Genomic DNA, 16,549 nt, shown 5'->3' on the forward strand with positions numbered 1-16,549 from the left:
GTCAGTCCCTCCGCGCGGGTGGGCCCGCGAGCTGTTCGTTGTCGTTCGGTGCCTGCCCCGGATCGTCGGGGGCCGGGCTCGCGGCGCCGGGTGCCTGGCTCGCGCCGTCGTCCGGCACGGGTCCGGTGTTGTCACCGGCGGGCGCGATCTCGTTTCCGTCGAGGGGCTTCTTGTCCGGTACGTACGGCTTGACCTCCGGCGCGTCGATCGAGCCGTCGGGCTGGATCTTCGGCAGTGCCGAACGCGGCTTGGGCATCAGGGCCTTCTTGAGGTTCTGCCCGCCCTTCGCGTCGAGGCCGTACATCGCCTCGTAGATCTTGCGCACCGCGGGACCCGAGGCCCCGGAGCCCGTACCACCCTGGGAGATCGTCATGACGATCGTGTAGTCCTCGGTGTACGAGGCGAACCAGGAGGTCGTCTGCTTGCCGTAGACCTCGGCCGTACCCGTCTTGGCGTGCATCGGGATCTTGTTCTGCGGCCAGCCGCCGAACCGCCAGGCGGCCGAACCGGTGGTCGCCACTCCCGCGAGGGCCTTGTCCAGCTGGTCGCGCAGCTTGCGGTCGATCGGCAGCTTGCCGTGCGACTTGGGCTTGATCTCCTCGACGGTCTTGCCGTCGGGGCTCACGATCGCCTTGCCGACGCTCGGGTCGTACATCGTGCCGCCGTTGGCGATGGCCGCGTAGATCGTGGCCATCTGGATCGGGGTGACGAGGGTGTCGCCCTGGCCGATCGAGTAGTTGACCGCGTCACCGGCGCGCATCCGGTTGCCTTCGAGGCAGCCCTCGTACGCCAGTTGCTCGACGTACGTGCCGCCCTTCTTGCCCTGCTCGCACCAGCCGGCCTTGTTGGCCTCCCAGAAGTTCTGCTTCCACTGGCGGTCCGGGATCCGGCCGGCGGTCTCGTTGGGGAGGTCGATGCCGGTCTCCTTGGCGAGGCCGAACTGCTTGGCGGTCTTGTAGAACCAGTCGTTGGCGCCCTTCCGGGGCTTGTTGCCGCCGTCCTTCTGCCACTCCTTGTGCGCGAGCCCGTAGAAGACGGTGTCGCAGGAGACCTCAAGGGCGCGGCCGAGGTCGATGCTGCCGTAGCCCTGGGACTCGAAGTTCTTGAAGACCTGGTTGCCGATGGAGTACGAACTGGGGCACGGGTAGCTGCCGTTGAAGTCGTATCCGGCCTTGACCGCCGCCGTCGAGGAGATGACCTTGAAGATCGAGCCGGGGGCGGCCTGCGACTGGATCCCCCGGTTCAGCAGCGGGAAGTTGGACTTCTTGCTGGTGAGCTTCGAGTAGTCCTTCGCGGAGATCCCGCCGACCCAGGCGTTGGGGTCGTACGTCGGCTGGGAGGCCATCGAGACGACGCGGCCGGTCTTGGACTCCAGGACCACCACGGCGCCCGCGTCGGCCTTGTAGTTCTGGTTGGTGTTGCGGTCGTTCTCCTTGCGGGCCGCCTTCATCGCCTCGCTGAGCTCGTACTCGGCGACGGCCTGCACACGCGCGTCGATCGAGGTGATGATGTTGGAGCCCGGCTCGGCCTGGTCGCTCTTGGCCTGGCCGATGACACGGCCGAGGTTGTCGACCTCGTAGCGGGTGACGCCCGCGTCGCCGCGCAGGTACTTGTCGTACGTGCGCTCCAGACCGGAGCGGCCGACCTGGTCGGAACGGAGGAACGGCGAGTCGGTGTCCTGCGCCTTGGTGATCTCCTCGTCGGTGACCGGCGAGAGATAGCCGAGCACCTGGGCGGTGTTGGCCTTGGCGGGCCCGGCGTAGCGGCGTACGGCGGTGGGCTCCGCGGTGATGCCGGGGAAGTCCTCGGCGCGCTCGCGGATCTGGAGCGCCTGCTGGGTGGTGGCCTCGTCGGTGACGGGGATCGGCTGGTAGGGCGAGCCGTTCCAGCAGGGCTGCGGCGTCTTGTTGTCGCAGAGCCTGACCTTGTCGTGGACGTCCTTGGCCTTCATGTCGAGAACGGCGGCGAGGCGCGTGAGGACCGCTTCCCCGCCGTCCTTCATCTTCATCAGTTCGGTGCGGCTGGCGGAGACGACGAGACGGGTCTCGTTGTCCGCGAGGGGCACGCCCTGCGAGTCGAGGATCGAGCCGCGGACGGCGGGCTGGACGACCTGCTGCACATGGTTGTTCTTGGCCTCGTCCGTGTACTCGGCGCCGTTGCGGACCTGGAGGTACCAGAGCCGTCCGCCGAGCGTCAGCAGGAGGGAGAAGACCAGGATCTGGATGACGACGAGCCGGATCTGGACCCTCGGTGTCCGTCCGGTCTCCGGAATGTTGCTCACAGTCGTTTGACCCCCTTGATCCGTCCGGCCCGTGCCGCGCGGGAGCGGGCCGTCTTCAGCCGCAGTCCGCCGCGCTGGTTCCCGATCTTCAGTCCGGTCCCCGCCGCCAGCCAGCCGGAGGCGACGTCACTGGCACCGCTCGACTTGTCGGCGAGCGGATCGTTCTCCGCGCGTCTGGCCAGGGCCATGATCAGCGGGACGGTGAACGGGGCGAGCAGCAGGTCGTAGATGGCCGACGTGATCACCAGGTTGGTGAGGCCGACATGGCGGGCGGCGGTGTCGCCGACGAGGGCGCCGACGCCCGCGTACAGCAGGGTCGTGGTGACGGCCGCGCCGACCACGACGACCATCGGGCCCAGCGCGGTGCGCAGTTGGCCGTTGTCGGGCTTGGCGAGTCCGGCGAGATAGCCGATCAGACAGAGGACCAGCGCGTAGCGTCCGGCGGCGTGGTCGGCGGGCGGGGCGAGGTCGGCGAGGAGTCCGGCGCCGAAGCCGATGAGCGCGCCGCTGACATGTCCGTAGACCAGGGCGAGCGCGACGACGACGAGGAGCAGCAGATCGGGTACGGCTCCGGGGAGTTGGAGCCGGGCGAGTACGGACACCTGGACGACCAGCGCGACGACGACCAGGGTGACGGAGAGCAGCGTCCGGTTGAAGCGCATGGGGATCAGCTCTACTCCTGCTCGTTGACCTGGCCGTCGCCCAGGGCGTTCTGGCCGTTGGGCGACGGGGTGGCCGTGACGGTGACGGTCGGTGTGGGCTTGGGCTTGGCGGGCTTCTTCGGCAGGACCATGTCGCGCGGGTCCTCGCGGGGTGCCTGGACGACGACGCCGATGATGTCGAGTTTGGTGAAGCCGACGTACGGGCGGACGTAGATGTCGCGCGTGAGGTCGCCGCCGGCGGGGTCGACGCGGACGACCTGACCGACCGGCACTCCGGGTACGAACGGCCGGTCCTTGCTGGATCCGAAGGTGACCAGGCGGTCGCCGTTCTTCACCTTGGCCTTGCCGTTGAGGAGTTGGACGTTCAGCGGCTGGTCGCCCTGACCGGTGGCGAAGCCCAGTTCGGAGGAGTTCTCCATCCGGGTGCCGACCGTGAAGTCCGGGTCGTTGGCGAGCAGTACGGTCGCGGTTCTCGGTCCCACGGTGGTGACGCGGCCGACGAGCCCGTCGCCGTTCAGTACGGTCATGTCGCGCCTGAGGCCGTCGTCGGCGCCCGCGTCGATGGTCACGGTCCAGGAGAAGCCCTGGGCCGCTCCTATGGCGATGACCTCGGCGGCCTTGATGCCGTACTGGCCGGCGCCGGCGGTCTTGAGGAGCTTGTCCAGCTCCTTCACGCGACTGCGGTTGCGGTCGTCGCTGCCGAGCCGCTGCTTGAGTGCCGCGTTCTCCCGCTCCAGGACGGTGACGCGGTCGTGCCGCTCACCGGAGTCCCGTACGGCCCCGATGGCGTTGCCGACCGGGTCGACGGCTTTCGAGACCCCGTTCTGCACGGGTCCGAAGACCGTGGCCGCGGCCTGTCGGGCGCCGTCGACGGGTGACGCCTCTCCGCCGCGGATATCCACCGTGATCAGTGCGAACGCGATGGCGATCAGCAGCACCAGGAGCAGCCGGCTCTCTCGTGTGTCCCTCACGTGCGGCGGCCGTGCCTTCCTCGTTGGAATGCCTCGTCGGAAACTTTTCTGCGAATCACGGGAATCACCCGGATCGGATTCGTCTCAATTGGCACATGGGATTGGTCTTGTCTGTATATCAACGATCCACCGGCGGAGACGTCGGCGTTCCATATGGGGTGTCCCCCGGGCCTGTTGAGGCCCGGGGGATATTCGCCCTTTTCGTGATCTGCGCGGATCGGTGATCGGCCCGCTGATCCGTCATCTGCGCGGCGAGGCGTCCAGCACCTGCTGAAGGGCTTCGAACTCCTCGACGCACTTGCCGGAGCCGAGAGCCACCGAATCCAGCGGGTTCTCGGCGATGTGGATGGGCATGCCGGTCTCACGGCGCAGCCGCTCGTCGAGGCCGCGCAACAGGGCGCCGCCGCCGGTGAGGACGATGCCGCGGTCCATCACGTCGCCGGACAGCTCCGGCGGACACTTGTCGAGCGTGGTCTTCACCGCGTCCACGATGGCGTTGACCGGCTCCTCGATGGCCTTGCGGACCTCGGCGGCCGAGATGACGACGGTCTTGGGCAGCCCCGACACCAGGTCGCGGCCGCGGATCTCGGTGTGTTCGTCCTTGTCGAGGTCGTAGGCCGAACCGATGGTGATCTTGATCTGTTCGGCGGTGCGCTCACCGAGGAGGAGCGAGTACTCCTTCTTGATGTGCTGGATGATCGCGTTGTCCAGCTCGTCACCGGCCACCCGGATCGACTGGGCGGTGACGATTCCGCCGAGCGAGATCACCGCGACCTCGGTGGTGCCGCCGCCGATGTCCACGACCATGTTGCCGGTCGCCTCGTGGACGGGAAGCCCCGAGCCGATGGCGGCGGCCATGGGCTCTTCGATGATGTGCACCTGACGGGCGCCCGCCTGGGTGGACGCCTCGATGACGGCGCGTCGCTCGACTCCCGTGATGCCCGAGGGCACACAGACGACGACCCGCGGACGGGCCAGATAGCGGCGCTTGTGGATCTTGAGAATGAAGTAGCGCAACATGCGTTCGGTGATCTCGAAGTCGGCGATCACGCCGTCCTTCAGTGGCCGGACGGCAACGATGTTGCCCGGTGTCCGGCCGATCATCTTCTTCGCTTCGGAGCCGACCGCGAGAATGCCGCCCGTGTTGGTGTTGATGGCGACGACGGACGGCTCGTTGAGCACGATCCCTCGACCCCTGACGTACACCAGCGTGTTGGCGGTCCCGAGGTCGACAGCCATGTCACGGCCGATGAACGACATCTTGTTCCCCATGAGGATGCGTCTGGCCTTCCCAAATCGAGCATTGACGGCTTTTCAGGATGGCGAGGTGGATGCTGTGGCGTGGAGGCTTCCATCGTAGTGCCGCCCCCGCTGACGCGGCGCGGTAGATCCACCTCTAATAAAGGTGACGATGTGTCGCAGCCATGCGTTCCCGATCTGGCTCCGCATATGCCGGGGGTGGCCGAATTCCGTCGGTCGCCGCAGGCGCGCTCAGCGCTGTATGGCTGACGTGTGGTCAGGAAAGACCAGCGTAAGGGGTGTCTTTCAGTGTTCGGGAAAGAAAAGTTTCAGTTCCCGAATGGCGGACTCCTCGGAGTCCGAAGCGTGGATGAGGTTCTCCCGGACGATCGTCCCGAAGTCCCCCCGAATGGACCCCGGCGCCGCGGCGATCGGGTCAGTGGGACCCGCCAGGGCGCGTACGCCCTCGATGACGCGCTCGCCCTCGACGACCAGCGCGACGACGGGGCCCGACGCCATGAACTCGATCAGCGGCTCGTAGAACGGGCGGCCCTTGTGCTCGCCGTAGTGCTGCTCCAACGTGCTCCCGTCGAGCGTGCGCAGCTCCAGTGCGGTGATGCTCCAGCCGGCCTTGCGCTCGATACGGCCGATGATCTCTCCCACCAAAGCGCGACGGACGGCGTCCGGCTTGAGGAGGACGAGAGTGCGCTGGGTCATGGTGTGCGGCTCCTTGCGGGCATTCGCTGCGGGCAAACGGGTGAGGGTGGTGTGAGGCTACAGGGGTCCGCGAACCGCGCCGTACCCGGTCCGCCGCTAGCTCCGCGGCTCCGCCGGCGTCCGCGCGGCGGACTGTACGGCCCATCGCGCCTTCGCCTCGTCGATCTTGCGTCCGTAGTGGATCGAGGCCCACCACAGCGCGCCGAAGAGCACACCGAGGAAGAACATCACCGGCACCACGAACCCGCCCGCGACCAGGGCGATCTGGAACGCCCAGCCGAGCTGGATCCCACCCGGCCTGGTGATCATTGCGCACAGCAGCAGCGACAGCAGCATCGCGATGCCGCAGACCGTCCACACCGTCGCCATCGACAGGTCGTCGGACTTCATGGCGACGAGCCCGGCGAAGCCGATCACGAAGAACTCGCCGATCAGCGTGGACACGCAGAGCGTACGCATGCGTTCAGCCCTTTCCCAGAAGCAGCCGGGCCTCGCCGACCGTGATCACCGAACCGGTCACCAGCACTCCGGCGCCCGCGTACTCGTCGTCCTCCTCGGCGAGCGTGATCGCCGCCTCCAGCGCGTCGTCGAGCCGCGGCTCGACCTGTACACGGTCGTTGCCGAACAGCTCGACGGCCACGGCCGCCAGTTCGTCCGCGCCCATCGACCGGTCGCTGGAGTTCTCCGTGACGACGATCTCCGCGAGGACCGGCTCCAAGGCTTCGAGGAACCCCCGGACGTCCTTGCCGGCGCTCGCGCCGACCACTCCGATCAGTCTGCTGAAGCCGAACGACTCACCGACCGCCGCCGCGGCGGCCCGCGCGCCCGCCGGATTGTGCGCCGCGTCCAGGACGACCGTGGGCGAGCGCCGTACGACCTCCAGACGGCCCGGCGAGACCACGGAGGCGAACGCCGTGCGCACGGTGTCCAGGTCCATGGGGCGGGCGTGCTCGGCGCCGACCCCGAAGAACGCCTCGACGGCCGCCAGCGCGACCACCGCGTTGTGCGCCTGGTGGGCGCCGTGCAGCGGGAGGAAGATCTGCTCGTACTCGCCACCGAGGCCGCGCAGCGTCAGCATCTGGCCGCCGACCGCGACCTCGCGGGCGACGATGCCGAACTCCATGCCCTCGCGGACCACCGTCGCGTCCACCTCGACGGCCTTCTTGAGCACCACCTGCGACGCGTCCACCGGCTGCTGCGCCAGGACGACCGTCGCGCCCTGCTTGATGATCCCGGCCTTCTCCACGGCGATCTCGCCCGGGGTGTTGCCGAGCCGGTCGGTGTGGTCCAGGTCGATCGGGGTGATGACGGCGACGTTCGCGTCGATGACGTTCGTCGCGTCCCAGCTGCCGCCCATGCCGACCTCGACCACCGCGACGTCCACCGGGGCGTCCGCGAAGGCCGCGTACGCCATGCCGGTGAGCACCTCGAAGAACGAGAGCCGGTACTCCTGGGCGCCGTCCACCATGTCGACGTACGGCTTGATGTCCTCGTACGTCTCGATGAACCGCTCCGGGGAGATCGGTTCGCCGTCGAGGCTGATCCGCTCGGTGACCGACGAGACGTGCGGGCTGGTGTAGCGGCCGGTGCGCAGGTCGAAGGCGCCGAGCAGGGCCTCGATCATGCGGGCCGTGGACGTCTTGCCGTTGGTGCCGGTGATGTGGATCGACGGATACGCCCGCTGGGGGTCGCCGAGCACGTCCATCAGGGCCTCGATGCGCGTGACCGAGGGCTCCAGTTTGGTCTCGCCCCAGCGGCCGGCCAGCTCCTGCTCGACGGCGCGCAGCGCCTTGTCGACCTCCGGGTCGGTGGGCCGGGCCGGGACGCCGTCGCCCTGCGGGGGGCCCGCCTGGGCGCGCAGCGTGCGGCTGCCGGCCTCGATCACGGCGAGGTCGGGGTCGCGGGTGGTCTCGGCGTGGACGATGTCGTCGAATTCGTCGTCGTGCTCGCCGGGCTGGTCTGGCTGGTCGGGCTGGTGCTCGCTCACGGGACCAGTCTACGGAGCGGGTACGGCGCGTTCGCCGCCCCGCCCCGTAGGAGGGTGCCGGTGCTCCCCCGGCCGCCCGCCGGCTCCCCCGTCAGCTCTCCGGGAGCGCCGCGAGCTGCGCCGTGAGCCGCTCGATGTCCGCCTCCGCCTTGGTCAGCCGGCCGCGGATCTTGTCGACCACGTTGTCCGGGGCCTTCGCGAGGAACGCCTCGTTGCCGAGCTTCGCCGTGGCCTGCTGCTTCTCCTTCTGAGCCGCGTCCCGGTCCTTCGTCAGTCGCTTGCGCTCCGCCGGGACGTCGATCGTGCCGGACAGGTCGAGCGCGACCGTGGCGCCCGCGACGGGCAGGGTCGCGGTCGCCTGGAAGGAGTCGCCCTCCTCCTGGAGCCGCAGCAGTTGCCTGATCGCCGCCTCGTGCGCGGCGAGCGGCGTCGCGGACAGGTCGAGCCGGCCGGGGACCTTCTGGCCGGGCTGGAGACCCTGGTCGGCCCGGAAGCGGCGGACCTCCGTGACGACCTGCTGAAGGTGCTCGATCTCCCGCTCGGCGGCCTGGTCGCGGAAGCCGGAGTCGGTCGGCCAGTCGGCGACGACCACCGACTCCTTGCCGGTCAGCGTGGTCCACAGCGTCTCGGTGACGAAGGGCACGATCGGGTGCAGCAGCCGCAGGGTGACGTCCAGGACCTCGCCGAGGACGCGCCCGGAGACCTTGGCCTGCTCGCCGCCCGCGAAGAACGTCGTCTTGGACAGCTCGACGTACCAGTCGAAGACCTCGTCCCACGCGAAGTGGAAGAGGGCGTCGCTGAGCTTCGCGAACTGGTAGTCCTCGTACAGCGCGTCGACCTGCGCGACGGTCTCGTTCAGCCGGGAGAGGATCCAGCGGTCCGTGGCGGACATCTGGGCGGCATCGGGCAGCGGTCCTTCGACCGTCGCGCCGTTCATCATGGCGAAACGGGTCGCGTTCCAGATCTTGTTGGCGAAGTTGCGCGAGCCCTGGACCCAGTCCTCGCCGATGGGCACGTCGACACCGGGGTTGGCGCCTCGCGCGAGGGTGAAGCGGACCGCGTCGGAGCCGTACTTGTCCATCCAGTCCAGCGGATTGACCGCGTTGCCGAAGGACTTCGACATCTTCTTGCCGAACTGGTCGCGGACCATGCCGTGCAGCGCGATGGTGTGGAAGGGCGGGGTGCCGTCCATCGCGTACAGGCCGAACATCATCATCCGGGCGACCCAGAAGAAGAGGATGTCGTATCCCGTGACCAGGACCGAGTTCGGATAGAACTTCTCCAGGCTCGGGGTCTGTTCGGGCCAGCCGAGGGTGGAGAACGGCCACAGGCCGGACGAGAACCAGGTGTCCAGGACGTCCGTGTCCTGGTGCCAGCCCTCACCGGTCGGCGGCTCCTCGTTCGGGCCGACGCAGACGGTCTCGCCGTCCGGGCCGTGCCAGACCGGGATCCGGTGGCCCCACCACAACTGCCGTGAGATGTTCCAGTCGTTGAGGTTGTCCATCCACGCGAAGTAGCGGGACTCCATCTCCTTGGGGTGGATCGTGACGCGGCCGTCGCGGACGGCGTCGCCGGCCGCCTTGGCGAGCGTTTCGACCTTGACCCACCACTGGAGCGAGAGGCGGGGCTCGACGGTCGTCTTGCAGCGCGAGCAGTGGCCCACGGAGTGGACGTACGGCCGTTTCTCGGCGACGATCCGGCCCTCGGCGCGGAGCGCGGCGACGATGGTGGAGCGGGCCTCGAACCGGTCGAGTCCCTGGAAGGGACCGGGGACCGTGATGACGGCCCGCTCGTCCATGACCGTGATGTTCGGCAGGTCGTGGCGACGGCCGATCTCGAAGTCGTTCGGGTCGTGGGCGGGGGTCACCTTGACCGCGCCCGTGCCGAACTCGGGGTCGACGTGCGTGTCCGCGACGACCGGGATCGTCCGGTCGGTGAGCGGCAGTTTGATCCGCCTGCCGACCAGATGCGCGTAGCGCGCGTCGTCCGGGTGGACGGCGACGGCGGTGTCACCCAGCATCGTCTCGGCGCGGGTGGTGGCGACGACGAGTGTCTCGTCGCCGTCCCCGTACTTGATGGAGACCAACTCGCCGTCGTCGTCCTGGTACTCGACCTCGATGTCGGAGATCGCGGTGAGACAGCGCGGGCACCAGTTGATGATGCGCTCGGCGCGGTAGATCAGCCCGTCGTCGAAGAGCCGCTTGAAGATGGTCTGGACGGCGTCGGACAGCCCCTCGTCCATCGTGAACCGCTCACGGGACCAGGCGACGCCGTCGCCGAGACGGCGCATCTGCCCGGAGATCTGACCGCCGGACTCCTCCTTCCACTGCCAGACACGCTCGACGAAGGCCTCACGCCCCAGGTCGTGCCGGGACTTGCCCTCCTTCGCCAGCTCCCGCTCGACGACGTTCTGCGTCGCGATACCGGCGTGGTCCATGCCGGGCTGCCACAGCGTCTCGTAACCCTGCATGCGCTTACGGCGGGTCAGGGCGTCGATGATCGTGTGCTCGAAGGCGTGCCCGAGGTGCAGGCTGCCGGTGACGTTCGGCGGCGGGATGACGATGGTGTACGGGGGCTTCCCGCTCTTCTCGTCAGCCTCGAAGTAGCCGCGTTCTACCCAGCGCTCGTACAGCTTCCCCTCCACCTCGGCCGGCGCGTACTGGGTCGGCAGTTCAGGGTTGGCTGCGGGCTGCGCTTGAGAGTTCTCGGTCACGCTGGACAGTTTAGAGCCGTCACAGCTCCGCACTGAAACGGGATAGTTCGGTAACGGTGCGCCCCCGGATGGTCCATGTGGTCGCTCCTTCAGTCAGGATGTCGGGAACGCATAAGCATCTGGAGGGGACAGAGCACATGAGCTACAACCAGCCGGGCCCGTACGGTGGGCAGCAGCCGCAGGGCCAGCCCGGACCGTACGGACAACAGCCGCCGCAGGGCCAGCCCGGCTACGGGTACCCGCAGCAGCCGCCGCAGGGGCAGCCCGGTTACGGCTACCCGCAGCAGCCGCCGCAGGGAGTCCCGCAGCAGGGTTACGGCCAGCCGCAGCAGCCGGGCCCGTACGGCCAGCCGCCGCAGCAGCCCCCGTACGGCGGAGCCCCCGGGTTCCCGCCGCCGCAGGGTGGCGCTCCGAAGAAGAAGACGGGTCTGATCATCGCCTCGGTCGTCGTGGCACTCGCGGTGATCGGTGGTGGGGCGTACTTCCTGGTGGGCGGAGGCAGCAGCGATGTCGCCGACGACGGCCCGCACAAGCTGATCACGCCCGCGACGGTGCTCGACGGGGAGTACAAGAAGAGCGAGAGCTCCGACGGCTCCGACAGCGGCGGCATGAGCAAGGACGACCTCAAGGACGCCGAGAACTGGGGCGTCAAGAACCCGAAGGACGTCAGCGCCCAGTACGAGGTGGGTGACGTCGAGGAGAACCCGTTCGCAGCGAAGATGCTGCCCTTCGCCGGTGTCTGGGGCGAGATCGAGGACCCCGAGAAGGCCGTCGACGGCATGTTCGCGTACCTGAAGTCGGAGTCCGAGAAGGACAAGAGCAGCGACGTGCCCGTGCTGGTCGGGAGCCCGAAGGCGTTCGAGCCCGAGGGCCTGGACGGCGCGGTCGTGAAGTGCCAGGAGATGTCGCTCAAGAACGAGGACGCGACCGCGGGTCCCAAGGAGATGAAGTTCCCCGTCTGCATCTGGGGTGACTACAGCACGCTGGGCTTCTCCATGCCGGTGGACCTGGCGACCGCGATGGCCGGCAAGGGCGGCTCGCTCGACGACGCCGCCGCCACAACCGCCAAGCTGCGCAACGACGTTCGCGTCAAGCTCTGACCAACCCGCTCGACATGACAGGGGCGCCCGGCCGGTTCGACAACCGGCCGGGCGCCCCTGACTCGTATGCGTGCGGCTCGGCTACGCCGACTTCTCGTGGCGGCCGTCGTTCTTCACGATCCGCGGCTCGCGCGGGACCAGCGTCGGGTTCACGTTGTTGCGGACGACGTCCGCCGTGATGACCACGCGGGCCACGTCCTTGCGGGACGGGACCTCGTACATCACCGACTGGAGGACCTCCTCCAGGATCGCGCGCAGACCGCGCGCGCCCGTGCCGCGCAGGATCGCCTGGTCGGCGATGGCCTCAAGCGCCGGGAGGTCGAAGTCCAGCTCCACACCGTCGAGTTCGAAGAGGCGCTGGTACTGCTTCACCAGCGCGTTGCGCGGCTCGACCAGGATCTTGAGGAGCGCCTCACGGTCCAGGTTGTGCACCGAGGTCAGGACCGGGAGGCGGCCGATGAACTCGGGGATCATCCCGAACTTCACCAGGTCCTCCGGCATGACCTCCTGGAACTGGTCGCTCTCCTCGATCTCGCGCTTGGAGCGGATCGTCGCGCCGAAGCCGATGCCCTTGGCGCCGGCCCGTGACTCGATGATCTTCTCCAGGCCCGCGAAGGCGCCGCCCACGATGAACAGCACGTTCGTCGTGTCGATCTGGATGAACTCCTGGTGCGGGTGCTTACGGCCGCCCTGCGGCGGGACCGAGGCCGTCGTGCCCTCCAGGATCTTCAGCAGGGCCTGCTGGACGCCCTCGCCGGAGACATCGCGGGTGATCGACGGGTTCTCGCTCTTGCGGGCGACCTTGTCGATCTCGTCGATGTAGATGATCCCGGTCTCGGCCTTCTTGACGTCGTAGTCGGCCGCCTGGATCAGCTTCAGCAGAATGTTCTCGACGTCCTCGCCGACATAGCCGGCCTCCGTCAGCGCCGTGGCGTCCGCGATCGCGAACGGTACGTTCAGCATCCGGGCCAGCGTCTGGGCGAGGAGTGTCTTGCCGGAGCCCGTGGGGCCCAGCAGCAGGATGTTGGACTTCGCGAGCTCGATCGCGTCGTCACGGCTTCCGGCGCCGCCGTTCTCACCGGCCTGCACGCGCTTGTAGTGGTTGTACACCGCTACCGAGAGGGCCTTCTTCGCGGGCGCCTGCCCGACGACGTACCCCTCGAGGAACTCGTAGATCTCCCGCGGCTTGGGCAATTCCTCCCACCGCACCTCGGAGGTCTCGGCGAGCTCCTCCTCGATGATCTCATTGCAGAGGTCGATGCACTCGTCGCAGATATAGACCCCGGGGCCTGCGATGAGCTTCTTCACCTGCTTCTGGCTCTTCCCGCAGAACGAGCACTTGAGCAGGTCGCCGCCATCACCGATGCGTGCCACGAGGTGCTTCCCCTTCGCCTGGGAGCAGCCTGGTTCAGCGGCTCCTGTGCCTCATACCCGACGGTACCTTGCCTGGCCCCCCGTACGGGCCCCCCTTGGCACGGTTCACGTGGACGTGAGACCACGCACACCGCGCCAAGGGCACCGGACGGGTCAGGCCGCTGCCGCCGCCGTGGTCTTACGGGTCGAGACGATCTGGTCGACCAGACCGTACGCCAGAGCGTCCTCGGCGGTCAGGATCTTGTCGCGCTCGATGTCGTCGCGGACCTTCTCGATCGGCGTCGTGGAGTGCTTGGCCAGCATGTTCTCGAGCTGCGCGCGCATGCGCAGGATCTCGTTGGCCGCGATCTCCAGGTCGGAGAGCTGCTCGCGGCCGGTCTGGCTGGACGGCTGGTGGATCAGGACGCGCGCGTTCGGCAGGGCCAGGCGCTTGCCCGCCGTGCCGGCCGCGAGCAGGACCGCCGCCGCGGAGGCGGCCTGTCCCATGCAGACCGTCTGGATGTCCGGCTTCACGAACTGCATCGTGTCGTAGATGGCCGTGAGGGCCGTCATCGAGCCGCCGGGGCTGTTGATGTAGATCGAGATGTCGCGGTCGGGGTCCATGGACTCCAGGCACAGCAGCTGCGCCATGACGTCGTTGGCCGACGCGTCGTCGATCTGGACACCGAGGAAGATCACGCGCTCCTCGAAGAGCTTCGCGTACGGGTCGTACTCACGCACGCCCTGCGAGGTGCGCTCCACGAAGCGCGGGATGACATAGCGGTTGTCCACCTGAGGGCCGGTGTAGAGGCCGCTCGCAGAGGCGCCGGAATAGTTGTTCATGTGGGTGTTCACCATCCTGGTGGCGTTCGATGGGCTGACGTGGCCGGTCCGGGGCGTGGTACCCGCCCTCAGGCGCCGGTGCCGCCGCCGCCCGGAACACCCGAAGCAGCGGAGATGATCTCGTCGATGATGCCGTAGGAGACGGCCTCCTCGGCGGTGAACCAGCGGTCGCGGTCACCGTCGCGGATGATGGTCTCTTCGGTCTGACCCGTGTGGCGGGCGGTGATCTCGGCCATGCGCCTCTTCGTACGGAGAAGCTGCTCGGCCTGGATCTTGATGTCGGAGGCGGTACCGCCGAGGCCCGCGGAGCCCTGGTGCATGAGGATGTCGGTGTTGGGCAGCGCGAAGCGCTTGCCGGCGGTGCCGCCGGTCAGCAGGAACTGGCCCATGGAGGCCGCCATGCCCATACCGATGGTCACCACGTCGTTGGGGATGTACTGCATGGTGTCGTAGACAGCCATGCCCGCCGTGACGGAACCACCGGGGCTGTTGATGTAGAGGTAGATGTCCTTCTCGGGCTCGGCCGCGAGAAGAAGGAGCTGCGCGGTGATCTTGTTGGCGATGTCGTCGTCGACCTGCTGGCCGAGGAAGATGATCCGCTCACCGAGCAGTCGGCTGTAGACCTGGTCGCCGAGGCCACCACCGAGGGACGGCTCACCGGCGGCGTAAGGCATCAGATTCGTCACGTATCCACCTGCTCGTCTCTGACGGCTTCGGCCGTCTCAGCGTCTTTCGTTCCGGGGGACGGGGGAGACCCCAACCCTCGTATTCATGGACCCTAACGCGCTGGTCGGCGGGCGCCATCCCGCTTCCTGGACTGTTCGCTGGCAGCGCAAGGTAGTTGGGTCGTCGCAGGGGGCGGGCGAACGGAGCGGGCCCCGGGCGCGAGTCGCGTCCGGGGCCCGGAGATCCGGTCGAGCGAGGACGCTCAGCCCTCGGTCTTCGCGTCCGCGGGCTTGTCGTCCGCGGGGGCGTCGGTCTTGGTCTCGGCCTTGGTCTCGGTCTTGGTCTCGGCCTCGTCGGTGGAGGCCTCGACGGTGTCGACCGTCTCGGCGGTCTCGTCCGACTCGTCCGACTCGTCCGTCTCGTCGTCCTCGAGGTCGACGACCTCACCGTTCGTGTCCGTCACCTTGGCGGACTCGACCACCACGGCGAGCGCCTTGCCGCGGGCGACCTCGCCGACGAGCATCGGCACCTGGCCGCCTTCGACGACGGCCTGCGCGAACTGGTCGGGCGACATGCCGGAGGACTGCGCGCGACGCATGAGGTGCTCGGTGAGCTCCTCCTGGTTCACGTTCAGCTTCTCCTTGTTGACCAGCTCGTCGAGGATGAACTGGGTCTTGATGCCCTTGACCGCCTGCTCCTTGGTCTCCTCGTCGAACTCCTCCTCCGTCTTGCCCTGGATCTCCAGGTACTTCGGAAGGTCGAGGCCCATCTGACCGAGCTGGTGGTGCTCCAGGTTGTGCTTACGTGTCTTGATCTCGTCCTCGAGAAGCTTCTCGGGGATCGGGACCTCGGTCAGCTTCAGCAGCTCGTCGAGGACGCGCTCCTGGGCCTGGGTGGCCTGGTCGTACTGCTTCATGCTGCTGAGGCGCTTGCGGCTGTCCGCCTTCAGCTCGTCGAGGGTGTCGAACTCGCTGGCCATCTGCGCGAACTCGTCGTCCAGGTCCGGCAGCTCGCGGGCGGCGACCTGGGTGACCTTGACGACGACCTCGGCGTCCTTGCCCTCGGCGGTGCCGCCCTTGAGCTGGGAGGTGAAGGTGGCCTCGCCACCGGCCTCCAGGCCGGTCACGGCCTCGTCGATGCCTTCGAGCAGCTCACCGGAGCCGATGGTGTACTGCACATCACTCGCGACGCCGTCCTCCAGGACCTCGCCGTCGACCTTGGCCTCAAGGTCGATCGTGACGACGTCACCCTCGGCGGCGGCGCGCTCCACGGTGTTGGTGGAGGCGAAGCGCTCACGCAGTTCGTCGACGGACTTGTCGACGTCCTCGTCGGACACGTCGACCGCGTCGACGGTGACCTCGATGCCGGAGTAGTCCGGGATCTCGATGACCGGGCGGATGTCGACCTCGGCGGTGAAGGAGAGCAGTTCGCCGTCCTTCAGCTCCTTGATGTCGACCTCGGGCTGCCCGAGGACATTGAGCTCGCCCTCGTTGACGGCCTCCGTGTAGAACTTCGGAAGGGCGTCGTTGACGGCCTCCTCCAGCACAGCTCCACGGCCGAACCGCTGGTCGATGACGCGGGCCGGGATCTTGCCCTTACGGAAGCCCTTCACCGTGACCTGCTCGTTGATCTTCTTGTACGCCGCGTCGAGGCTGTCCTTGAGCTCCTCGAAGGGCACCTCGACAGTGAGCCGAACCCGGGTCGGGTTCAGGGTCTCCACGGCGCTCTTCACGGTTCGGTCTCCTTGGTGGCTGATTCTGGGGTTCTGCCGCCCGCCGTGACTCCGGCGGACCAGCGGATTCGGCCCGGTTCTTCACAGTCTCTTCAGACACACGGGCACGCAGCTTGCATAGTAGCCGCAAGCAGGATGAGGCCCACAACGCGATCATGAACAGGCACGTGTACTGATGGTCGGGGTGGCCGGATTCGAACCGACGACCTTCCGCTCCCAAAGCGGACGCGCTACCAAGCTGCGCCACACCCCGTCGGTGCGACACGTAGGGTACATGCCCGCGAG

13 protein-coding genes and 1 tRNA gene are annotated in these 16,549 nt (G+C 68.0%); 1 reads left to right on the forward strand and 13 read right to left on the reverse strand.

Translation table 11 applies throughout. The features are described 5' to 3' along the window. Nucleotide 1: 1 nt before the first annotated feature. The 8 genes from mrdA to P3L51_RS02720 all read right to left on the reverse strand — a co-directional run bounded on the left by mrdA (nt 2) and on the right by P3L51_RS02720 (nt 10,570). Nucleotides 2–2,281, reverse strand: coding sequence for a penicillin-binding protein 2 (gene mrdA / locus P3L51_RS02685; protein WP_354603376.1), 2,280 nt, complete (start codon nt 2,279–2,281; stop codon nt 2–4). Continuing rightward, nucleotides 2,278–2,943 (reverse strand): rod shape-determining protein MreD, encoded by a 666-nt coding sequence (gene mreD, locus P3L51_RS02690; protein WP_354603377.1) that lies wholly within the window; start codon nt 2,941–2,943, stop codon nt 2,278–2,280. The genes mrdA and mreD overlap by 4 nt, the downstream gene beginning before the upstream one ends. An 11-nt stretch (nt 2,944–2,954) precedes the next feature. Further along, nucleotides 2,955–3,914, reverse strand: a complete 960-nt coding sequence (mreC, locus tag P3L51_RS02695) for a rod shape-determining protein MreC (protein WP_354603378.1) — start codon at nt 3,912–3,914, stop codon at nt 2,955–2,957. Nucleotides 3,915–4,154: 240 nt separating this feature from the next. Next, complete coding sequence (locus tag P3L51_RS02700) at nt 4,155–5,174, reverse strand: rod shape-determining protein (protein WP_354603407.1); 1,020 nt, start codon at nt 5,172–5,174, stop codon at nt 4,155–4,157. A gap of 285 nt (nt 5,175–5,459) precedes the next feature. Beyond that, the gene (gene ndk, locus P3L51_RS02705) at nt 5,460–5,870 is read right to left on the reverse strand and encodes a nucleoside-diphosphate kinase (RefSeq protein WP_023541729.1); all 411 of its coding nucleotides are present in this window, start codon (nt 5,868–5,870) and stop codon (nt 5,460–5,462) included. Between the two features lie 96 nt (nt 5,871–5,966). Then, a complete protein-coding gene (locus tag P3L51_RS02710; RefSeq protein WP_354603379.1) occupies nt 5,967–6,329 on the reverse strand; it encodes a DUF4233 domain-containing protein in 363 nt (120 codons plus the stop codon). Nucleotides 6,330–6,333: 4 nt separating this feature from the next. Continuing rightward, nucleotides 6,334–7,857: a bifunctional tetrahydrofolate synthase/dihydrofolate synthase gene (gene folC / locus P3L51_RS02715; RefSeq protein ID WP_354603380.1), complete on the reverse strand. Its 1,524-nt coding sequence runs from the start codon at nt 7,855–7,857 to the stop codon at nt 6,334–6,336. A gap of 91 nt (nt 7,858–7,948) precedes the next feature. Continuing rightward, nucleotides 7,949–10,570, reverse strand: a complete 2,622-nt coding sequence (locus P3L51_RS02720) for a valine--tRNA ligase (RefSeq protein WP_354603381.1) — start codon at nt 10,568–10,570, stop codon at nt 7,949–7,951. Between the two features lie 137 nt (nt 10,571–10,707). On the opposite strand from P3L51_RS02720, the gene P3L51_RS02725 reads away from it, so the two are divergent. Then, nucleotides 10,708–11,670 (forward strand): flagellar basal body-associated FliL family protein, encoded by a 963-nt coding sequence (locus tag P3L51_RS02725; RefSeq protein WP_354603382.1) that lies wholly within the window; start codon nt 10,708–10,710, stop codon nt 11,668–11,670. Between the two features lie 81 nt (nt 11,671–11,751). On the opposite strand, the gene clpX is transcribed toward P3L51_RS02725, so the two are convergent. The 5 genes from clpX to P3L51_RS02750 all read right to left on the reverse strand — a co-directional run bounded on the left by clpX (nt 11,752) and on the right by P3L51_RS02750 (nt 16,517). Continuing rightward, entirely contained in the window at nt 11,752–13,044 is a 1,293-nt protein-coding gene (gene clpX / locus P3L51_RS02730; RefSeq protein ID WP_078077342.1) for an ATP-dependent Clp protease ATP-binding subunit ClpX, read from the reverse strand. A gap of 153 nt (nt 13,045–13,197) precedes the next feature. Then, nucleotides 13,198–13,881 carry an ATP-dependent Clp protease proteolytic subunit gene (locus tag P3L51_RS02735; protein ID WP_354603383.1) on the reverse strand — a complete coding sequence of 228 codons (684 nt, stop codon included), beginning with the start codon at nt 13,879–13,881 and terminating at the stop codon, nt 13,198–13,200. A gap of 53 nt (nt 13,882–13,934) precedes the next feature. Further along, nucleotides 13,935–14,540 (reverse strand): ATP-dependent Clp protease proteolytic subunit, encoded by a 606-nt coding sequence (locus P3L51_RS02740; protein ID WP_354603408.1) that lies wholly within the window; start codon nt 14,538–14,540, stop codon nt 13,935–13,937. Between the two features lie 254 nt (nt 14,541–14,794). Then, nucleotides 14,795–16,264: a trigger factor gene (tig, locus tag P3L51_RS02745; protein WP_354603384.1), complete on the reverse strand. Its 1,470-nt coding sequence runs from the start codon at nt 16,262–16,264 to the stop codon at nt 14,795–14,797. Between the two features lie 176 nt (nt 16,265–16,440). Beyond that, nucleotides 16,441–16,517: transfer RNA gene (locus P3L51_RS02750), tRNA-Pro, on the reverse strand. Nucleotides 16,518–16,549: the final 32 nt, after the last annotated feature.

Source organism: Streptomyces panacea (genome assembly GCF_040560175.1).
Lineage (GTDB): Bacteria > Actinomycetota > Actinomycetes > Streptomycetales > Streptomycetaceae > Streptomyces > Streptomyces panacea.